This window comes from Streptomyces sp. ADMS, from assembly GCF_033441795.1.
Lineage (GTDB): Bacteria > Actinomycetota > Actinomycetes > Streptomycetales > Streptomycetaceae > Streptomyces.
The window spans coordinates 36,805-55,864 of record NZ_JAVFVX010000032.1 but is presented as its reverse complement, the minus strand read 5'-3'; the positions used below and the strand labels follow the sequence as shown (position 1 = coordinate 55,864).

Annotated in this window: 15 protein-coding genes and 1 pseudogene; 10 read left to right on the top strand and 6 right to left on the bottom strand. The window is 71.5% G+C overall.

Going from position 1 to position 19,060, the window contains the following annotated elements; all coding sequences use genetic code 11:
* Window positions 1-327 precede the first annotated feature (327 nt).
* From RB628_RS16525 to RB628_RS16515, 3 genes are all read right to left on the bottom strand, one after another.
* The gene (locus RB628_RS16525; RefSeq protein WP_318321193.1) at window positions 328-1,851 is read right to left on the bottom strand and encodes an amino acid permease; all 1,524 of its coding nucleotides are present in this window, start codon (window positions 1,849-1,851) and stop codon (window positions 328-330) included.
* 432 nt (window positions 1,852-2,283) lie between these two features.
* Window positions 2,284-3,132 (bottom strand): siderophore-interacting protein, encoded by an 849-nt coding sequence (locus RB628_RS16520; protein ID WP_318321192.1) that lies wholly within the window; start codon window positions 3,130-3,132, stop codon window positions 2,284-2,286.
* Window positions 3,133-3,340: 208 nt separating this feature from the next.
* Window positions 3,341-4,270 (bottom strand): 5'-3' exonuclease, encoded by a 930-nt coding sequence (locus tag RB628_RS16515; RefSeq protein WP_318321208.1) that lies wholly within the window; start codon window positions 4,268-4,270, stop codon window positions 3,341-3,343.
* Between the two features lie 247 nt (window positions 4,271-4,517).
* Between RB628_RS16515 and RB628_RS16510 the strand changes: the two genes are divergently transcribed.
* From RB628_RS16510 to RB628_RS16485, 6 genes are all read left to right on the top strand, one after another.
* A complete protein-coding gene (locus RB628_RS16510; protein ID WP_318321191.1) occupies window positions 4,518-5,603 on the top strand; it encodes a glycine betaine/L-proline ABC transporter ATP-binding protein in 1,086 nt (361 codons plus the stop codon).
* A complete protein-coding gene (locus RB628_RS16505) occupies window positions 5,596-7,434 on the top strand; it encodes an ABC transporter permease/substrate binding protein (RefSeq protein ID WP_318321190.1) in 1,839 nt (612 codons plus the stop codon). Before RB628_RS16510 ends, RB628_RS16505 begins: the two co-directional genes overlap by 8 nt.
* Window positions 7,435-7,901: 467 nt before the next feature.
* Window positions 7,902-8,471 carry an XRE family transcriptional regulator gene (locus tag RB628_RS16500; protein WP_318321189.1) on the top strand — a complete coding sequence of 190 codons (570 nt, stop codon included), beginning with the start codon at window positions 7,902-7,904 and terminating at the stop codon, window positions 8,469-8,471.
* Between the two features lie 107 nt (window positions 8,472-8,578).
* A complete protein-coding gene (locus RB628_RS16495) occupies window positions 8,579-8,770 on the top strand; it encodes a hypothetical protein (protein WP_318321188.1) in 192 nt (63 codons plus the stop codon).
* On the top strand, window positions 8,767-9,510 hold the full coding sequence (locus RB628_RS16490) for a helical backbone metal receptor (protein ID WP_318321187.1): 744 nt from the start codon (window positions 8,767-8,769) through the stop codon (window positions 9,508-9,510). The genes RB628_RS16495 and RB628_RS16490 overlap by 4 nt, the downstream gene beginning before the upstream one ends.
* 206 nt (window positions 9,511-9,716) lie before the next feature.
* Window positions 9,717-10,640 (top strand): LysR family transcriptional regulator, encoded by a 924-nt coding sequence (locus RB628_RS16485; protein ID WP_318321186.1) that lies wholly within the window; start codon window positions 9,717-9,719, stop codon window positions 10,638-10,640.
* 225 nt (window positions 10,641-10,865) lie between these two features.
* Here the strand turns inward: RB628_RS16485 and RB628_RS16480 are convergent, their stop codons facing one another.
* Entirely contained in the window at window positions 10,866-11,579 is a 714-nt protein-coding gene (locus RB628_RS16480) for a gamma-glutamyl-gamma-aminobutyrate hydrolase family protein (RefSeq protein ID WP_318321185.1), read from the bottom strand.
* Window positions 11,580-11,707: 128 nt separating this feature from the next.
* Window positions 11,708-12,448: a FadR/GntR family transcriptional regulator gene (locus RB628_RS16475; protein WP_318321184.1), complete on the bottom strand. Its 741-nt coding sequence runs from the start codon at window positions 12,446-12,448 to the stop codon at window positions 11,708-11,710.
* A gap of 95 nt (window positions 12,449-12,543) precedes the next feature.
* Between RB628_RS16475 and RB628_RS16470 the strand changes: the two genes are divergently transcribed.
* The 4 genes and pseudogenes from RB628_RS16470 to RB628_RS42635 all read left to right on the top strand — a co-directional run.
* Window positions 12,544-13,914, top strand: coding sequence for a glutamine synthetase family protein (locus tag RB628_RS16470; RefSeq protein ID WP_318321183.1), 1,371 nt, complete (start codon window positions 12,544-12,546; stop codon window positions 13,912-13,914).
* An 11-nt stretch (window positions 13,915-13,925) separates the two neighbouring features.
* Window positions 13,926-15,305, top strand: coding sequence for an aldehyde dehydrogenase family protein (locus RB628_RS16465; protein ID WP_318321182.1), 1,380 nt, complete (start codon window positions 13,926-13,928; stop codon window positions 15,303-15,305).
* The gene (locus RB628_RS16460; RefSeq protein ID WP_318321181.1) at window positions 15,302-16,111 is read left to right on the top strand and encodes a 3-oxoacyl-ACP reductase; all 810 of its coding nucleotides are present in this window, start codon (window positions 15,302-15,304) and stop codon (window positions 16,109-16,111) included. The genes RB628_RS16465 and RB628_RS16460 overlap by 4 nt, the downstream gene beginning before the upstream one ends.
* Before the next feature lie 126 nt (window positions 16,112-16,237).
* A pseudogene (locus tag RB628_RS42635) lies at window positions 16,238-16,294 on the top strand (DUF2510 domain-containing protein); the annotation flags it as partial.
* A 157-nt stretch (window positions 16,295-16,451) separates the two neighbouring features.
* Here RB628_RS42635 and RB628_RS16455 read toward each other — a convergent pair.
* A complete protein-coding gene (locus tag RB628_RS16455) occupies window positions 16,452-17,654 on the bottom strand; it encodes an amino acid deaminase/aldolase (RefSeq protein ID WP_318321180.1) in 1,203 nt (400 codons plus the stop codon).
* Window positions 17,655-19,060: the final 1,406 nt, after the last annotated feature.

Sequence of the window (19,060 nt, the reverse complement as noted above, 5' to 3'; positions counted from 1 at the left end):
GCGGTGGCCGGACGAGTTTGCGGCGTCCGCTCGGACCGTGCGTGCGCACGCGCACCTCCAGGTGAGGGGTCTCACGCGCGTTCGGTCCGAGCCGTCTTGTAGTCCCGCCACAGGTCGATTGCCTTCTCGCACTGGACTTGCCCGAACCCGCGGTCCGCGCACCCCATCATGCGGCGCCTGAAGGCCCCGAGAAGACCTGGACGCACCGAGTCCTCTGACCACCACTGACCGCACAGAGCGGAGGTGCCCGAACTGACCCGGGCCCCTCAAGCTCAGCCATGGTTCACATTGCCGTCGGTTCTGGCAGGGGATCCGCAGGGGCCGGGTTCAGACCGAATGGCCTTGGCGCGCCCTCACAGCCCGGTACAACACCCCGCCCCCCACCGTGACCCCCAGGAACAGCACAGTGAACCACTGGAAGTACCAGTGCCCGCCCGCCGGGTCGTACACCGCTGCCCGCGGCCAGGCCAGGTTGACCGTCATGAAGAGGCCGTAGAGCAGGGCGAGGGCGTTGACGGGGATGCCCCAGCGGCCGAGGGAGAAGAGAGGCCTGCCGGTCTCGTCCGTGCCGTCGGCGGTGAAGGTGCCCTTCAGGCGCTGGACCAGCAGGGGGCCCGTGACCATTGCGTACGCCAGGTACAGCATCACGATGCAGGTGGTGCCGATGGCCAGGAAGGCCTCCGGAGAAGCGAAGTTGAGGAGAAGCAGGGCCGCCGCCAGGACACCGACGACCAGGGCGGGGGCGCTCGGCATGCCCGTGCGCTGGTTGACCTTGGCCAGGCCGGCCGAGAACGGCAGCTGGCCGTCACGGGCCATCGAGAACAGCATCCGGCAGGCCGACGTCTGGATCGCGAGGGTCGCCACCGCGATCGCGGCCACGACGTCTACCAGCAGGGCACGCCCCACTCCGTCGCCGAGGCTGCTCGTCAGGACGTAGCTCAGGCCCTCGACGCCCAGCCGGCCGTCGGTGAGGCTCGGGGCGGCGAGCAGGCCGGCGAGGATGATCAGTCCGCCCAGCAGGCCCGCCGAGGCGAGCGCGGCGAGGATCGTGCGGGGTGCGGTGCGCCGGGGATTGTGCGTCTCCTCGCTCATCTCGCCCGCGCTGTCGAACCCGATCATCACGTACGCCGCTGTGAACGAGCCCACCAGCAGTGCCCCGAACAGGCCGGACTCCAGTGCCGTACCGGTGTGGAAGGTGATGCCGGGAGCGCGCTCGGAGTGGGTGAACAGGAGCACGATGATCAGGACGGCGCCGATGATCTCGGCTGTCACGCCGACCCGGTTGATCAGGGACATCACGCGGTTGTCGATGACGTTCACGAAGGTCGTCAGGGCCAGGAGGACGACGCCGAGGATCGCCGCGTTGGCCGCGCCGCTCGCCGACGTGGGGGCCGGGTCGTCGCCGACCAGCTGAAAGCCGGACCAGATGGCGGGCATGACGACCTGGAGCGCGAGCGCTGCCGCCGAGACCACCACGATCTGCCCGATCACCATGATCCAGCCGGCGAACCAGCCGAAGGCGAGGTTGGAGAGCCGGGACGACCACTGGTAGATCGCGCCGGAGATCGGGTAGCGCGCGGCCAGTTCCGCGAAGCACGCGGCGACCAGCAGCTGGCCGATCAGTACGGCCGGCCAGGCCCAGAAGAAGACGGGGCCGCCGAACGTGTACCCGATGGCGAAGAACTGGAAGACGGTCGTCAGGACGGAGATGAAGGAGAACCCGGCAGCGAACGAGGCGTACCGGCCCAGGCTGCGGTGCAGTTCCTGGCGGTATCCGAACTCGGCGAGGGATCGGTCGGCGGACGCCTCCGGCGGGTCGGGGCGTACGCCGGAGGAAGCGGTCGTGGTCACGGCGGGACCTGCCTTCGGCGCGGTATTCCTGTCGGGTGACAGAAATTAGGGAGGCGCTGTTTCGCAGGGATGTCGCGGCCGTGTCGAGGTGGGGCCCAAGTCCTCACGTCCCGTCGGCGACGGGACAGCCTGGCGGGACCGGGCGGGACGGTACTGGCCCGAAGGTCGTTTTCGCCCGGCGTCTTCAGGGCGTGGCGTGCGGCGCACGCCCGATCTCGATCCCGCCGACGGGCGAGCAACTGGGCGATGGGGGTGAGGAGTTCGAGGCCGCGTGGCCGACGGGCCGGGGGTGTCCTGTCACGCCGACCGGCGGTGTCCGACCGCCCGACCAGGGGCCCGGTCAGTCGGGCGGTGCGCTGCCGGCTCTGCTGAGCGGGCAGCGAGGGGCTGGAAGGGGGCCCGGATCGCCGCGCCCCGGAAGTTGATGGAAAGTCAGGAGGCCGTCGGTTCGGCCGTCTCCTGCTCCGCCTCCACCTGCGCGTTCCACTCCCGCTTGGACGCCTGCCAGCCGTCCTCGTTGTGGCCGAGGCGCCAGTAGCCGGAGATCGAGAGGCTCTCGCGCGGGATCGCGTGCTCCACCCGCAACAGCCGGCGCAGCTCCTTCACGAACGCCGCCTCGCCGTGCACGAACGCGTGTACCCGGCCCGCGGGGAACTCCAGGGCGCGTACGGCCTCGACGAGTGCCTGGCCCAGGGGCCGCTCGCCGCGGTGCAGCCAGCGGACCTCCGCGTCGGAGTCGATCTTCTGCTCTTCCTCGGGGCCTGCGATCTCCACGAAGGCGTACGCCTTGGCGCCGTCGGGCAGCGCCTCCAGGGCGCAGGCGATGGCGGGCAGCGCACTCTCGTCCCCGACGAGCAGGTGCCAGTCGGCGGTCGGGTCGGGGGCGTACGCGCCGCCGGGGCCGCCGAAGGCCACCGTCTCGCCCGGCTGGACGCGCATCGCCCAGGGGCCGGCCAGGCCCTCGTCGCCGTGCAGGACGAAGTCGAGGGTCAGCTCACGCAGTTCGGGGTCCCAGGCGCGCACCGTGTAGGTGCGGGTCACCGGCCACTGCTCGCGCGGGAACTCCTCGCGGATGCGCTGCATGTCGAACGGCTGCGGATAGGTGACGCCCTCGGCCGGGAACAGCAGTTTCACGTAGTGGTCGGTGCGGGTGCCAACCGTGAACTCGGCGAGGCCGCCGCCGCCGAGGACCACGCGCTGCATGTGTGGGGTCAGCCGCTCGGTGCGGACGACCTGTGCGGAGTGGGTCTTCGGGGCCCTGCGCTCCGGGCGCTCTGCCATGACGGCCTCCCTGTTGCCTTTGCTTAGGCTTACCTAAGTTAGCATCTCTCCCTTGAAAAACCCTGTTACCCGAGGCAATTGTTTTCGTGATGATGCCTCAAAATGAGAGTGGCGTTCTCTTGTGTGAGGATGCCGTTCTCGTCGGTAAAGGTGTCGTGCCTGTGGTGCGGCACGAGTACATGGTGCCTCGCGCCGGGGAAGCGGGACCTCAGCTTCCGAGTGTCGTGAGCAATCTCTCCAACGAACCTCCAAGTCCCCAACGGGCCGCGAGCGCGTCGAGCGCCGCCGGGTCGCGAGGGGTATGCGGCACCGCGGTGTTGACGTCCGGCAGCGGGACGTCGCCGGCCACCAGGACGACCTTGGGCGCGACCTCGACGTACGGCCGTGACTCGTCGAGCCGCTTGCGCTGCGACGGCGTCAGCTTCGCCTTCGCGTCGTCGACCGCGGCCATGATCCCTGCCAGGTCGCCGAACTCGGCCAGCAGTTTCGCGGCCGTCTTCTCGCCGATGCCGGGCACGCCCGGCAGCCCGTCGCTCGGGTCGCCGTGCAGTAGCGCGAGATCCGCGTACCCCTTCCCGTCCACCCCATACTTCTCGCGCAGCCACGCCTCGTCGGTCAGCTGCAGGGTGCCCACGCCCTTGAGCGGGTAGAGCACGCGCACACCGCGCGTGTCGTCGACCAGCTGGTACAGATCCCGGTCGCCGGTGACGATGTCGACCGGTCCCTCGGCGCGGGCGGTGAAGGTGCCGATCACATCGTCCGCCTCGTATCCCGCGACGCCCACGCGCGCGATGCCGACCGCGTCCAGCACTGCCTCGATGACCGGCACCTGCGGCGACAGGGTGTCCGGCACCTGCTCCTCGTCCGGGCCCGTCTCGTGCTCCTCGGCGACGCGGTGAGCCTTGTACGAGGGGATCAGGTCGACCCGCCACTGTGGACGCCAGTCGGCGTCCATGCATGCCACCAGGTGGTCCGGCCCATGGTCCTTGACCAGCCGGTCGATGAATTCGAGCAGCCCGCGCACGGCGTTCACCGGCGTGCCGTCCGGAGCCTTCACGGACTCCGGGACGCCGAAATAGGCGCGGAAGTAGAGCGAGGCGGTGTCGAGAAGCATCAGTCGTCCGGTCACGCCTCGCATCATGCCGTACGCCACTGACAGTCACCCCGTGCACCGCCTTCCGCCGTCCCGGCGGCCCCCGGTCGGGCCCTGTATTGCCTCTGCGAAGGCCTTGTGAACTGGCCCACTCTTCCGTTTGCCCACGTCGGGCGTGGGAAGGCGCGGCCACGGACAAGCGCCGGTTGTTCGCGCAACCGTCGCAACCGAAAAGTACGACCGAAAAGTACGACCGAAAAGTACGACCGAAGAGCACGACCGAGGAGCACCCTTGTCATCCAGGCTTGAGGCCGAGCATCTGTACAAGGTGTTCGGCAGACGACCCGGCGACGCGGTGACACGGCTCGAACAGGGAGCCGACCGCGAAAAACTGCGCGACGACGGCAACACCGCCGCCGTCATCGACGCGTCCTTCGCCGTGGAACCCGGCGAGATCTTCGTCGTCATGGGCTTGTCCGGCTCCGGCAAGTCGACGCTGCTGCGCATGCTCAACGGCCTGCTGGAACCCACGGCCGGACACGTCCGCTTCGACGGTCAGGACCTGACCGCGCTCGGCGACCGCGCACTGCGCGCGCTGCGGGCGAACAAGATCAGCATGGTCTTCCAGCACTTCGCGCTCTTCCCGCACCGCAGCGTCCGCGAGAACGCCGCCTACGGCCTGTCCGTGCAGGGCGTGCCCCGCGCCGAGCGCGAGCGTCGCGCCGACGAGGCGCTCGCCCTGTGCGGTCTGGCCGGCTGGGAGGACTCATGGCCCGACGAGCTGTCCGGCGGCATGCAACAGCGCGTGGGCCTGGCCCGGGCGCTCGCCACCGACGCCGATCTGCTGCTCATGGACGAGTCGTTCAGCGCGCTCGACCCGCTGATCCGCCGGGACATGCAGGACCAGCTCCTGGAACTCCAGAAGACTCTCAAGAAGACCATCGTGTTCATCACCCACGACCTCAACGAGGCCATGCGCCTGGGCGACCGTATCGCCGTCATGCGCGACGGCCGCATAGTCCAGACCGGCACCGCGGAGGACATCCTCGTCCGCCCCACCGACGACTACGTCGCCTCCTTCACCAAGGACGTCGACCGCTCCCGCGTACTCACCGCCGGCGCCGTCATGGACCCGGAGACCCGCGGCGACGAGGCCGACTGCGACTGCGCGACGGCGACACCCGACACCCCGTTCACCGAACTGTGCGCGCTCAGTGCCCGCCTGCCCCACCCGGTCGCGGTGCTCACCGAGGACCGCGAACTGGTCGGCGTCGTACCCGGACAGCGCCTCCTCGGCTTCCTCGGCGACCAGCACGGGGACCCCGAGCCCTGCGGCTCGCACGGCTCGCGCGACGGGAAGGTGACCGCCCGTGCCTAGGATCCGTCTCGGCGACTGGGTCGACGACGGCGTCAGCTGGCTCGTCGACCACATGTCCTGGCTCTTCGACGCGATCAAGACCGTCGTGGAGGGCTTGTACGACGCCATCTACGCGGTGCTCACCGCCCCGGAGCCGCTTATCCTGGCCGGCATCCTCGCGGTGACCGCCTGGTGGCTGCGCGGACTGGTCGCGGGCGTCCTCGCCTTCGCGGGATTCGCGCTCGTCGACTCCATGGCCCTGTGGGACAAGGCCATGTCGACGCTCTCCCTGGTGCTCGTCGCCACGCTGATCGCCCTGGTGGTCTCCATCCCCCTGGGAATCTGGGCGGCCCGCTCCAGGACGGTCAGCGCCGTCGTACGGCCTGTCCTGGACCTGCTCCAGACGATGCCCTCGATGGTGCTGCTGATCCCGGCGATCCTGTTCTTCGGCATGGGCGTCCCGGCGGGCGTCGTCGCGACCCTGATCTTCGCCCTCGCCCCCGGCGTACGCATGACCGAACTCGGCATCCGCCAGGTCGACGCCGAACTCGTCGAGGCCGCCGAGGCGTTCGGCACCCCGCCCCGCGACACGCTGCTGCGCGTGCAGCTGCCGCTCGCGCTGCCGACGATCATGGCGGGCGTCAACCAGGTCATCATGCTCGGCCTGTCCATGGTCGTCATCGCCGGCATGGTCGGTACCGGCGGCCTCGGCGGCGCCGTCAACGAGGCCATCGGCCAGCTCGACATCGGACTCGGCTTCGAGGCGGGCCTCGGCATCGTCGTCCTCGCCATCTACCTCGACCGCATGACCGGCGCACTCGGCGCCCAGATCTCCCCACTGGGCCGCCGCGCCGCCGCCAAGGCCCGTACCGCGGGCACTCCCAAGCTCTGGAACCACCGCCCCCGCCCGGCGATCGCGCTGGCCGGCGTGGTCGTTCTGGCGCTTGTCGCGGGCGGCCTCGGGATCTTCGGCTCCTCCCCGGCGACCACGCGGGCCACCGCGACGGACGTGGGCCGGGGCAAGAAGGTCACCATCGGGTACATCCCCTGGGACGAGGGCATCGCGACGACGTTCCTGTGGAAGGAGCTCCTGGAGGAGCGCGGATTCGACGTCACGACCACCCAGTACGCGGCCGGCCCGCTGTACACGGGCCTGGCCACCGGCCAGATCGACTTCCAGACGGATTCCTGGCTGCCCGTCACCCACGCCGAGTACTGGAAGAAGTACGGCGACCAGCTGGACGACCTGGGCAAGTGGTTCGGCCCCACCTCCCTGGAGCTGGCCGTCCCCTCGTATGTGAAGGGCGTCGACTCCCTCGCCGACCTCAAGGGACAGTCGTCGAAGTTCAGGGGCCGGATCGTCGGCATCGAACCCAGCGCCGGAATGATGGGTCTTCTCAAGGACAAGGTCCTCAAGGAGTACGGCCTCGACGGCGAGTACGAGGTCGTCGACGGCTCCACCCCGGCCATGCTCGCCGAGCTCAAGCGCGCGTACGCCAAGAAGGAACCCATCGTCGTCACCCTCTGGTCGCCGCACTGGGCGTACAGCGACTACGACCTGAAGAAACTCAGGGACCCCAAGGTCGCCTGGGGCGAGGGCGACGACGTGCACACCCTCGCGCGCAAGGGCTTTGCCGACGACAACCCCGAGGCCGGCGACTGGCTCAGGAACTTCTCCATGACGGAGGAACAGCTCACCGGCCTGGAGGCGCGGATCCAGCAGGCGGGCAAGGGCGGGGAACAGGACGCCGTCCGTGCCTGGCTGAAGGCGAACCCCGGGCTGGCCGAAAGATGGGCACCGGTCGCGGGTTCCGAGGGGAAGAGCGGTGCGAAAGGGGTATCGGACAGCTGAGGGAGCCGCTCAGGAGGGGTGGGTCGAACCTGGAGACACGCGCGTGTGCGGGTGTCCTCGGTGAGGCCCACCCCTCGCGGCGTTCCCGGGCGGACACGTTCCCCGTACGAAAAGGATCCGGACAACCACGGAGCGCTATGCCATCACCTGGACCCGGCTGTTCCTCCGGCCGGTCCCGCTGGTCAGCTCCGCCGCACGCGCGCGCGAAGTGGCGTCGGGAAGGTCCGGGCGGCCCGTCCACTGGCGTGAACCGTGAGGGTCGTACCCGACGCGGAACAACTCCGATGTGACGGGCGCACGAAACGGTTTGACGAACATGCGTAGGGTGCAGGGAAGTCATCAGAGAACGCGTCGTGCCCGGTTCGGAGACGTTCTGGCGAACGGCCGCCGAACGCGCGGCGCGATGCGCTGTGATGGGACCGTACGCAACCGGGGCGCGACGACGAGCCGAGGAGGGAGCCGGAGCGATGGGCGACCACAAAGAACAGCCCCTTCGGGTTGGCGCGGCCGTTCGGCGGCGGCGCCGGGCGCTGGAGCTCACCCTCGCCGTCGTGGCCGAACGCAGCGGCCTGTCGGTGCCCTTCCTGAGCCAGGTCGAGAACGAGCGGGCACGGCCGAGCCGAAGCTCCCTGGAGAAGGTCGCCGACGCCCTGCGCACCACCGCTGTCGAACTCCTCGCGGCGGCCGACCCGGCGTGCAGTGTCGACGTCGTCCGCGCCGACGCCCTCGAACCCGCCCCCGACGAGCCCCGGGTGCGCTCCCTGGTCCGCGGTCACCAGCAGCTGCACGCCATGGAGTTCACCGGCGACCACGACGCCGGCCGCGAATTCCAGCACCGCAACGACGAGTTGATGTACGTCGCCGACGGTGCCGTCGAGGTCGAGGCGGAGGGCCGCGCACACCGGCTGGGCCGCGGCGACACGCTGTACCTGACGGGCGGGGTGCGCCACCGCTGGCGGGCGACCGTGGCGGACACCCGGGTGATCGTGGTGGCGGTGGCCGAGCACATCGAGGCGGTGCAGGATGGGCGCCGCTGAGCGGCACGGGCACTGAGGCGCCGAGAACACCCCTGCGTGAGCCACTTCGGGGCGGTTTGCGGATCGCCTCGGCTGTCGATGTCAGACCCTGCCGCAATACTGGCGACATGTCCGGTACCTCTGTGTACGCCTTCGACGACGCCTCCGAACCCGCGGGCGGCCGTTTCGACGCCCTCCGGACCCGTGACGACGCGGTGACGTTCGCGCGAATCGTGGACCTGGGCGGCCGGCTGCCCGACGACCAGGCGCTCGTCGTCAACTCGTATCCGCTGATCAGCAGTTGGGGGACGTTCCCATGAGGGTGATCTCGCTGGTGCCGTCCCTGACGGAGGCGGTGGCGGTCACGGTGCCCGGAGCGCTGGTCGGGGCGACGGACTGGTGCAGCCATCCCGCCGACCTCGGCGCCGGTGTCGTACGCATCGGCGGCACCAAGAACCCCGGGGTCGAGCGGATCGTCGCGCTCGCCCCCGACCTGGTCCTCGCCAACGAGGAGGAGAACCGGGAACCGGACCTCGCCGCCCTGCGCGCGGCCGGCATCGAGGTGCTGCTCACCGAGGTGCGGAACGTGCCGCAGGCCTTCGGGGAGCTGGAGCGGGTGGTGACGGCGTGCGGGGCGAGAACGCGACCCCGGTGGCTGGACGAGGCGGAGACGGCGTGGTCGGCGCCGCAGCGATGGTGGAGATCGGCCGGGGACGGTCGTACGACCGCTGTGGTGCCGATCTGGCGGCGGCCCTGGATGGTGCTCGGACGGGACACCTTCGCGGGTGACGTGCTGGCGCGGCTGGGGGTCGACAACGCGTACGCGGCCCACGCCGAACGCTATCCGCGCGTACCGGTCGAGGAGCTGCGGGCCGCCGCGCAGCCCGGGATGGTCGTGCTGCCGGACGAGCCGTACCGCTTCACGGCCGAGGACGGGCCCGAGGCGTTCGAGGGGCTTCCCCGCGCCCTCGTCAGCGGGCGCCACCTCACCTGGTACGGGCCGTCACTGGCCGAGGCGCCACGGGTGCTGGGGGAGGCCCTGCGAGCAGCTCACCGGTGATCAGGCCCCGGTCGGTTCGGGTGGCGGCGCCGGCCCAGGCGGCGACGAGCAGGACGCACAGGGGCGACGGCGAGGACACCGAAGGCGGCGAGCCCGGTGTGCCGGCCGAGGCTCTCCGCGCCGGCGACACAGGTGCCCCGTCCCAGGGGCGCGCGCCATGGGCGGTGACCAGGGGGTTCGGGGGCATGAGGGCATAAGCTGGATCTATGGGTGATGTGGAGGGCAGGGCCGCGCGGTCGTCGGGGGTTGCGCACCGGGTCCCGGACCTCGGAGCGATGGAGCTGCTGCTCGCGGTGGCCCGGCTGGGGAGCCTGGGGCGGGCCGCGCAGGAGCTGGGCGTCACACAGCCGGCCGCCAGCAGCCGCATCCGGTCGATGGAACGCCAACTGGGAGTGGCCCTCCTGGACCGCTCGCCGCGCGGCTCCCGGCTCACGGACGCCGGTGTGCTCGTCACCGACTGGGCGCGGCGGGTCGTCGAGGCGGCGGAGGCGTTCGACGCCGGGGCGCAGGCACTGCGGACGCGGCGTGACTCCCGGCTGCGGGTGGCGGCGAGCATGACGATCGCCGAGTATCTGCTGCCGGGCTGGCTGCTCGCGCTGCGCGTGCTGCGGCCCGAGACAGCGGTGTCGCTGCTCGCCGGGAACTCGGCGACGGTGGCCGAACGGGTTCTGTCGGACGAGGCGGACCTCGGTTTCGTGGAGGGGACGGGCGTACCCGGCGGGCTGGACTCGGCGGTCGTCGCGAAGGACCGGCTGATCGTGGTGACGGCGCCGGGGCACCCGTGGGCGCGGCGGCGGAAGCCGGTGGGCGCGGCGGAGTTGGCTGCGACACCGTTGATTCTCCGGGAGGAGGGGTCGGGGACGCGGCAGGTGCTGGACACGGCGCTGGGCGGGTTGGCGCGTCCGCTGATCGAGCTGTCGTCGACGACTGCGGTGAAGGCTTCGGCGGTGGGCGGGGCGGGGCCAGCGGTGCTGAGTGAACTGGCGGTGGGGGAGGAGTTGTCCACGCGGCGGTTGGTGTGTGTGCCGTTGGACGGGGTGCGGTTGGACCGCGAGCTGCGGGCTGTGTGGCCGGTGGGGCACCGGCCGGTGGGGCCGGCACGGGAGTTGTTGGGGCTGACGCGGGGGTGAGGACGGAGGGACGGCCCGTTGTTTCGCCCTCGCCGTCCCTACCTGTTCCGTCCGGTTCCTGGGGGCTGCGCCCCAGCCCCCCCTTGTCGCGCCGAACGCGCTCGTCCTCAAACGCCGGACGGGCCGGGGTGCGGGTCGGCGCTGAAGGGGTGCCGCCTGGGGCTGGACAGATGCGGTGAACGGGTGGGTGGGAAACCACGGGCTGCGCTGCCGGAACGTGCCCCGTCAAACGCCGGCCGAGGCGGACGCCGCCCTCACCAACGCTCCCATCACCCGCGAGTCCTCCCCCATCTCCGGATGCCACTGCACCCCCAGCACCCATCCGGCACCAAAACCCCCGGGTTCCACCGCTTCCACCGTCCCGTCCGCCGCGTACGCCGATGCCACCAGCCCCTTCCCCAGGCGGTCCACGGCCTGATGATGGAACGTCGGCACCGACGTCTCCTCCGGTGCCGCCTCCTCGTACCTTGTCCCCGGTACCGGCTTCACGCCGTGGTGGCCGAAGGCCCCCGGGGTCGTCGCGTGACCGTCGATGTGCTGGAGCAGCGTGCCGCCCAGGGCGACGTTCAGCAGCTGCATGCCCCGGCAGATGCCCAGCAGCGGCGTTCCGGTCGCCAACGCCGCGTCGATCAGTGCCAGTTCCCAGGCGTCCCGCGCCTCGGCGGGCGGCCCCGTACGCGGGTCGCGTTCCGCGCCGTACCGGGCCGGATCGACGTCGGGGCCGCCCGCGATCACGACGCCGTCGAGCCGGGCGACCGCGGCGGCGGCGTGTGCCGGGTCGTCCGGCGGGAGCATCGCGGCGATACCCCCGGCCCGCTGCACCAGCCGCGGATACCCGGTCGGCAGCAGCGCCGCAGGCAGGTCCCACGCGCCCCAGCGCGTGCTGGACTCCAGGTACGTGCTGACGCCGATGAGTGGTCGTCGTCCGGTCGTCGTCACGAGGGTCTCCCTGGTGTCCAAAGGGGTGTCCGGCGGGCGATCAGCCGGTGATCAGCGGGGCTTTCAATGGCGTACGGCCATACCTTTGCCGACCCTCGCCCCGTCCGGCAACCCACGTCCCCCACACGTCACGCCAAGAAACCCCGCAGCAGCGCCGCCGTCCCCGAGCAGTGCTCCCGCATCATCTCCCGTGCCCCGTCCGCGTCCCCGACGAGGACCGCGTCCACCAGCGCCGCGTGCTGCCGCTGCGAGTGCTCAAGGTTGCGTACCAGCAGCGGGATGCAGTCCAGCAGGTCGTTCACCGTCGCCCGTACCGCCGCGTACTGCGAGGTCAGCGTCGGCGAGCCGCACAGCTCGGCCACTGTGAGATGGAGCAGCGTGTCCAGGCGGCGGTAGTCCGAGAGCGGGGCGTCCTGGGTGCGGACCAGGGCTTCCCGCAGTCTCCCCGCCTGCTCGGCCGACAGCCCGTGCTGCGCGCACAGGCCCGCCGCGCCCACCTCCAGTACCTCCCGGAAGCGAAGGACGTCCTCGATGTCGACCGCGCTGATCCGCCGCCGCAACTCGTTCTCGCCGCCCGCGCCCGCGTCGCCGCGCGGCAGCACGAACGTGCCGCCGTACCGGCCGCGCCGCGACTCCACGAGCCCCTGGTCCTGGAGCACCTTCAGTACCTCGCGCAGCGTCACCCGGCTGATCCCGAGCCGCTCCGCGAGTTCGCGCTCGGCCGGCAGCCGCTCGCCGCCCGGTACCAGGCCCAGCCGTACGACCTGCAGAATCTGTTCCAGCGCCTCCTCGAAGCCGTTGCCCGCACGCACGGGCCGCAGCACCGGCGTCAACCGGTCCTCCAAGCCGCCTTCAGCGTCCAGCGACATCTGGCCGTGCCCCCTTCCCAAGCAATGGTTCTCCGCAATACCTTATGGCTTCCGGCCCGGCCGAAAAAACGCGCAGAAGCCGAAGGAGCTTTCCCGTGGCAGACCGCACACCCCCGCTCAGCGTCGAGGAGTTGCACGCCCTCGTCGCGAGCGGTGAGATCGACACTGTTGTCCTGGCCTTCCCCGACATGCAAGGGCGGCTCCAGGGCAAGCGGTTCGCCGCGCGCTTCTTCCTCGACGACGTCCTGGAGCACGGCACCGAAGGCTGCAACTACCTCCTCGCCGTAGACACCGAGATGAACACCGTCGACGGCTACGAGATGTCCTCCTGGGAGCGGGGGTACGGCGACTTCGCCATGCACCCCGACCTCTCCACGCTCCGCCGGCTGCCCTGGAACGCCGGTACGGCCATGCTCGTCGCCGACCTCGCCTGGAACGACGGGTCCCCGGTCGTCGCCGCACCCCGCCAGATCCTCCGCCGCCAGCTGGAACGGCTCGCCGAGCACGGGTTCGGCGCCAAGGTCGGTACGGAACTCGAGTTCATCGTCTTCAAGGACACCTACGAGCAGGCATGGGACGCCGACTACCGCGGGCTGACCCCCGCCAACCAGTACAACATCGACTACTCGGTACTCGGCACCGGCCGCATCGAGCCACTGCTGCGCCGCATCCGGAACGAGATGACGGCCGCCGGGCTGATCGTCGAGTCCGCCAAGGGAGAGTGCAATCCGGGCCAGCACGAGATCACCTTCAAGTACGACGACGCCCTCGTCACCTGCGACCAGCACGCCGTCTACAAGACCGGCGCCAAGGAGATTGCCAGCCAGGAGGGCGTCTCGCTCACCTTCATGGCCAAGTACAACGAGCGAGAGGGCAACTCCTGCCACATCCACCTCTCGCTGGCCGACGCGGACGGCACCAACGTCATGGCCGGTGCCCAGGCCGATCCCGGCGGCATGTCCGAGGTCATGCGGTACTTCCTCGCCGGGCAGCTCGCCGCGCTCCGGGACTTCTCGCTCCTCTACGCGCCCAACATCAACTCCTACAAGAGGTTCCAGCCGGGCTCGTTCGCGCCGACCGCTGTCGCCTGGGGCTACGACAACCGCACGTGCGCGCTCCGGGTCGTCGGCCACGGCCGGTCCATGCGGTTCGAGAACCGGCTGCCCGGCGGTGACGTCAACCCCCACCTCGCCGTCGCCGGGCTGGTCGCCGCAGGGCTGTACGGCATCGAGCAGAAGCTGGAACTGCCCGAGGCATGCGCGGGCAACGCGTACGCCGCCGACTACGCCCACGTCCCCACCACCATGCGCGAGGCCGCCGAACTGTGGGAGAACAGCCCCATCGCCAAGGCCGCCTTCGGCGACGAGGTGGTCGCCCACTACCGCAACATGGCCCGCGTCGAACTCGACGCCTTCGACGCCGCGGTGACCGACTGGGAGCTGCGCCGCTCCTTCGAACGCATGTGAGAGGTCCTTTCTTGTCGTACGAGCATGAGCTCCGCGTACTCGATCCCGCCACCGAGGACGTCGTGGCGACCGTCCCCGCCGCCACCCGCGAGGACGTGGACGCGGCCGTCGTACGGGCCACGCGCGCACAGGCGCGCTGGGCGGTCCTTGCGCCCGCCGACCGCGCCCGTCTCCTGCGCCGCTTCGCGGCCACCGTCGACGAACACCTCGAAGAGCTGGCCCAGTTGGAGGTGCGGGAGGCCGGGCACGTCATCGGCAACGCACGCTGGGAGGCCGGCAACGTCCGTGACCTGCTCGACTACGCGGCCGGTGGCGTCGAGCGGCTGACCGGACGCCAGATCCCTGTCGCAGGCGGCCTCGACATCACCATCCTCGAACCGCTCGGCGTAGTCGGCGTCATCGCGCCCTGGAACTTCCCCATGCCGATCGCTGCCTGGGGGACGGCCCCGGCGCTCGCCGCAGGCAACGCGGTCATCCTCAAGCCCGCCGAGACGACCCCGCTGACCGCACTCCGCCTGGCCGAACTCGCCCTGGAGGCAGGCCTGCCGGAGGGCCTGTTCCAGGTGCTGCCCGGCCACGGGCCCGTCGCGGGCAACGCACTCGTCGAACACCCGGGCGTCGCGAAGATCGTCTTCACCGGGTCGACGGGTGTGGGCAAGCAGGTGCTGGCGAAGGGGTCGGCGCTCCTCAAGCGCGTCACCCTCGAACTCGGCGGCAAGAGCCCCAACATCGTGTTCGCCGACTCGGACATCGAGGCCGCCGCGGCGGCAGCGCCCATGTCCTTCCTCGACAACTCCGGCCAGGACTGCTGCGCCCGTACCCGCATCCTCGTCCAGCGCTCCGTGTACGACCGCTTCCTCGGCCTCCTCGCCCCAGCCGTCGAATCCGTCCTCGTCGGCGACCCGGCGGACGAGAAGACCCAGATGGGCCCGCTGATCTCCAGGGCCCAAGTGGACCGCGTACGCGCCTACGTCAGCGACGACCTGGCCGGTATCCGGGGCGAGGCGCCCGCGGGCCCCGGCTTCTGGTTCCCGCCCACCGTCCTCACCGACGTCGACCCGCACGCGCGCGTGGCGGTCGAGGAGGTCTTCGGGCCCGTCGCCGTCGTCCTGCCCTTCGACGACGAGGCGGACGCCGTGGCGCTCGCCAACGGCACCGACTACGGCCTCTCCGGCTCCATCTGGACCCGGGACGTCGGCCGCGCCCTGCGCGTCTCGCAGGCCGTCCGGGCAGGCAACCTGTCCGTCAACTCGCACTCCAGCGTGCGCTACTGGACCCCCTTCGGCGGCTTCAAGCAGTCCGGGATCGGCCGCGAGCTCGGCCCGGACGCCCTCACCGCCTTCACCGAGACGAAGAACGTCTTCATCAGCACGGAAGGCCCCGCACAGTGACCGAATCGACGACAACGACCTCCCCAGGCGAAGCCGCCGTCTGCCGACGCCTCGTCGGCCGTACCGCCGTCATCACCGGTGCCGGCAGCGGCATCGGCCTCGCCACCGCGCGCAGGCTCGCCTCCGAGGGCGCCCATGTCGTCTGCGGCGACGTCGACGAGACACGCGGCAAGGCCGCCGCCGACGAGGTGGGCGGGATCTTCGTCAAGGTCGACGTCACCGACCCCGAGCAGGTCGAGGCGCTCTTCGGGACGGCGTACGACACCTACGGCAGCGTCGACATCGCGTTCAACAACGCCGGTATCTCGCCGCCCGACGACGACTCCATCCTGGAGACCGGCCTGGAGGCCTGGAAGCGCGTCCAGGAGGTCAACCTGACCTCCGTCTTCCTGTGCTGCAAGGCCGCGATCCCCTACATGCGGCGCCAGGGCAAGGGCTCGATCATCAACACGGCCTCGTTCGTGGCCAGGATGGGCGCGGCCACGTCCCAGATCTCGTACACCGCGTCCAAGGGCGGCGTCCTCGCCATGACCCGTGAACTGGGCGTGCAGTTCGCACGGGAGGGGATCCGTGTCAACGCCCTCTGCCCGGGGCCGGTCAACACCCCGCTCCTCCAGGAACTGTTCGCCAAGGACCCCGAGCGCGCCGCCCGCCGGCTCGTCCACATCCCCGTCGGACGGTTCGCCGAGGCCGACGAGATCGCCGCCGCCGTCGCCTTCCTGGCCAGCGACGACTCCTCGTTCGTCAACGCCACCGACTTCCTGGTCGACGGTGGCATCGCGGGCGCCTACGTCACGCCGATGTAGGCAACAGCCGTACGTCTGCCGGGTTTCGGAACACCTCGGAACACGTACGGAACCGCTCGGGGCGCGCCCAGAAGTGCCGGAACGAGCACGCCGCCGCCCGGCTGGTAACGCGCCCCGACCGACCCGCACATGGAGCGCTGGTGGGACGGCACGGCCTGGACCGAGCACCGGCGCGCACCCGGAGCGCCCATGCCCACGCCTCCGCCCCGCCGCAGCCCGGCGGAGGCGGAGGCCGCGCCAGAAGCACCGCCCTCTCGGCGGCGGCAGAAGCGCTCGTCGCCGACACCGGCGGGGGAGTGGGCAGCAGCATCGCGGGGCCCGTCCGACCGAGCCGGCCGGGCTACAGGAAGGTGTGCCCCTCGCCCCGGTACGTCGGGACGGTCGCCGTCACCGTGTCGCCCGCCACCAGATGCAGCGCCTCGAACCGCTCGCACAGCTCACCGGCCTTGGCATGCCGGAACCACACCTTGTCGCCGACGAGCAGGTCGTCGGCCGGCGAGCCGAGCAACGGCGTCTGCACCTCACCCGGGCCTTCCTGTGCGTCGTACCGCAGCCCCTCCGGCAGATACGGCACCGGCAGCCGGTCCGCCCCCGCGGCGCCGGAGGCCGGATAACCGCCGCCCAGCACCGTGACGACCCCGACGCCCGGCCGCCGCACGACGGGCTGGGCGAACAGCGCGGCCGGACGCCCCCTGAACGACGTGTAGTTGTCGAAGAGGTGCGGCACGTAGAGCCCGGACCCGGCGCCGATCTCGGTGACCGCGTCCTCGGCGGCCGTGGTCTGCACGCTGCCCGTACCGCCGCCGTTGACGAACTCCAGGTCCGGCGCGACGGCCCGCACCGCGCGCACGACCACCGCGCGCCGCTCGGCCAGCTCCCGCCGGGCCTTGGCCTGCATCAGCCGGATCGCCCGCGAACGCACCGGCCGTCCGGCGACCGAGTCCCCGACCCCGGCGATGTGACCCTCGTACGCCATGATCCCCACGAGTCTGAAGCCGGGGCGCCGGGCGATCGTCCGGGCCAGTTCGGCGAGTTGGGCGGGGGAGCGCAGCGGCGACCGCCGGGCCCCGACACGCACCCGCCCGCCGAGGAGCCGCAGGGAGGTGTCCAACTCCAGGCAGACGCGCACGACTTCGCGTCCGCCGTCACGTGCGTCGTCGATGAACACGAGCTGGGCCGGATCGTCGACCATGACGGTCACGGCGGTGGCGAGTTTCGGATCGGAGGTCAGCTCGGCGAAGGCCTTGCGGTCCGCCGACGGGTAGGCGAGCAGGATGTCGTCGAAGCCCGACCGGGCGAGCCAGAGGGACTCGCCGAGGGTGAACGACATGATGCCCGCGAAGCCCTGCCGGGCCAGTACGCGTTCGAGCAGGGCCCGGCAGCGTACGGACTTGCTGGCGACCCGGATCGGCTTGCCCGCGGCCCGCCGCACGAGATCGTCGGCGTTGGCGTCGAAGGCCTCCAGGTCCACGATCGCGAGAGGTGCGTCGAGGTGAGCGGTGGCCCGGTCGAAGCGGGCCCGGTCAGCGGCGCGGACAGTCATGAACGAAGCCTGTCAGACACGATTACCGCAGGGTAGGGGGACGATCCGGGCAGAAGCCGCGGTGCTGCGGACTGGTTCCCGTTCGGTGGGTGTCAACCCGTAGAGTGACGCCTCACGCAGGGAGGAGCCACCGCGCGCGGAGGTACGCGCCCGGATGAGAGCCCCGCCCGCGCGGGTATGCGTGCCGGGACGGCCGCGTCCCGCGCCGCACGGACTCCGCCGGCCCTGCTGCCGGTACGAGGAAACGGGGAGGGCCATGAGCACGGAAGCGCGCCGCGGCTCCATTCCCCCGCGCCCGGCCACTCCGCCCGTCACGGAGGCGACGGGCGAGACGGCCGGGGAGGCCCCGGGTGCGGCAGACGGCGCGCGGAGTACGGCGGACTCCGGGGACGGCGGACTGCGAACGGCGGGAGACCCGCCGGGGGCTGCAGGGAACGGCACGGGAAGCACGGGCGACCGCCCCGGCACGACCGGCGGCGCGTCGAGCACGCCCGGGCAAACGCCCGGCACGCCCCGTGTGCCGTCGCCCTCGTCGGACTCCGACGGTGCGAGTACGCCCGGTGCGCCTCGTACGTTCCGTGCGCCGTCGTTCGCTTCGGACCTCGACGGCGCCCGTACGCCTGGTACGGCTACCGGCTCGGCGCCTTCCGGCTCGTCGCCTTCGCGCGCGGCCGATCCCGGCGTGACGGATTCTCGCTCCACGGCTCCCGGTGCGCCGGGAGCCGCCGCACCGACGCCGCGCGCCGCGGGAGACGGGGCGCCGCCCCCCTACCCGCACCTGCGCGCCCCCTTCCGTGACGCCACCGACCCCATAGCCCCGCCCCCGCCGCCCTCCTCGGCCCGGCTTCCCGACGCGCCACCGGTCAGCCGCACCCCGGCGCCGCCGCGCCCCCGGCCCGACCTGCCGCCGCTCCCGACCCACCAGCCGCCCGTGGCGCCCTGGCGCCCGACCGTCCCCGCCGACACCGAGTCGGAGACGACCAGGCGCCTCCGCAAGACCCCGTCGGCCGCCCCTCCCCGCCCGGTCGACCGGGCGCACACCGGCGACACGCCCCCCGCCCCGAACGCCCGACCGAGCGCCGGTCACCAGGCCCGCTCCACCGACGTGTCTCAGGCCGAACCCAGGACCGGCGGCCCGCACGCGCCGGCCCAGCCCCCCGCCGGACGCCCATACTTCCCGGACCCGTCCCGCCCGTCGGGCAGCGGCCGGGGCACCACCGAGATGCCCTCACAGCCCCCTGACCCTCCGCGCGCCGACACAGGACCCTCCACCCCGGTCGGCCGTCCGTATCTCGTGGACCCGTCTGTGGCGGAGGCGCCCCGGGTGTCGGGCGGCCGTCCAAGCGTTGCCGACGTGTCTTCGGCGGCCTCTGCCCCGGTTGGCCGTCCGTATCTCCCCGAGCCGT

What these genes read in the sequence shown, in the direction of transcription:
- RB628_RS16520 (WP_318321192.1), bottom strand. Translation starts at nt 3,132, where the DNA reads ATGGCAGAGCGCCCGGAGCGCAGGGCCCCGAAGACCCACTCCGCACAG.
- RB628_RS16515 (WP_318321208.1), bottom strand. Translation starts at nt 4,270, where the DNA reads ATGCGAGGCGTGACCGGACGACTGATGCTTCTCGACACCGCCTCGCTC.
- RB628_RS16500 (WP_318321189.1), top strand. Translation starts at nt 7,902, where the DNA reads ATGGGCGACCACAAAGAACAGCCCCTTCGGGTTGGCGCGGCCGTTCGG.
- RB628_RS16495 (WP_318321188.1), top strand. Translation starts at nt 8,579, where the DNA reads ATGTCCGGTACCTCTGTGTACGCCTTCGACGACGCCTCCGAACCCGCG.
- RB628_RS16490 (WP_318321187.1), top strand. Translation starts at nt 8,767, where the DNA reads ATGAGGGTGATCTCGCTGGTGCCGTCCCTGACGGAGGCGGTGGCGGTC.
- RB628_RS16485 (WP_318321186.1), top strand. Translation starts at nt 9,717, where the DNA reads ATGGGTGATGTGGAGGGCAGGGCCGCGCGGTCGTCGGGGGTTGCGCAC.
- RB628_RS16475 (WP_318321184.1), bottom strand. Translation starts at nt 12,448, where the DNA reads ATGTCGCTGGACGCTGAAGGCGGCTTGGAGGACCGGTTGACGCCGGTG.
- RB628_RS16455 (WP_318321180.1), bottom strand. Translation starts at nt 17,654, where the DNA reads ATGACTGTCCGCGCCGCTGACCGGGCCCGCTTCGACCGGGCCACCGCT.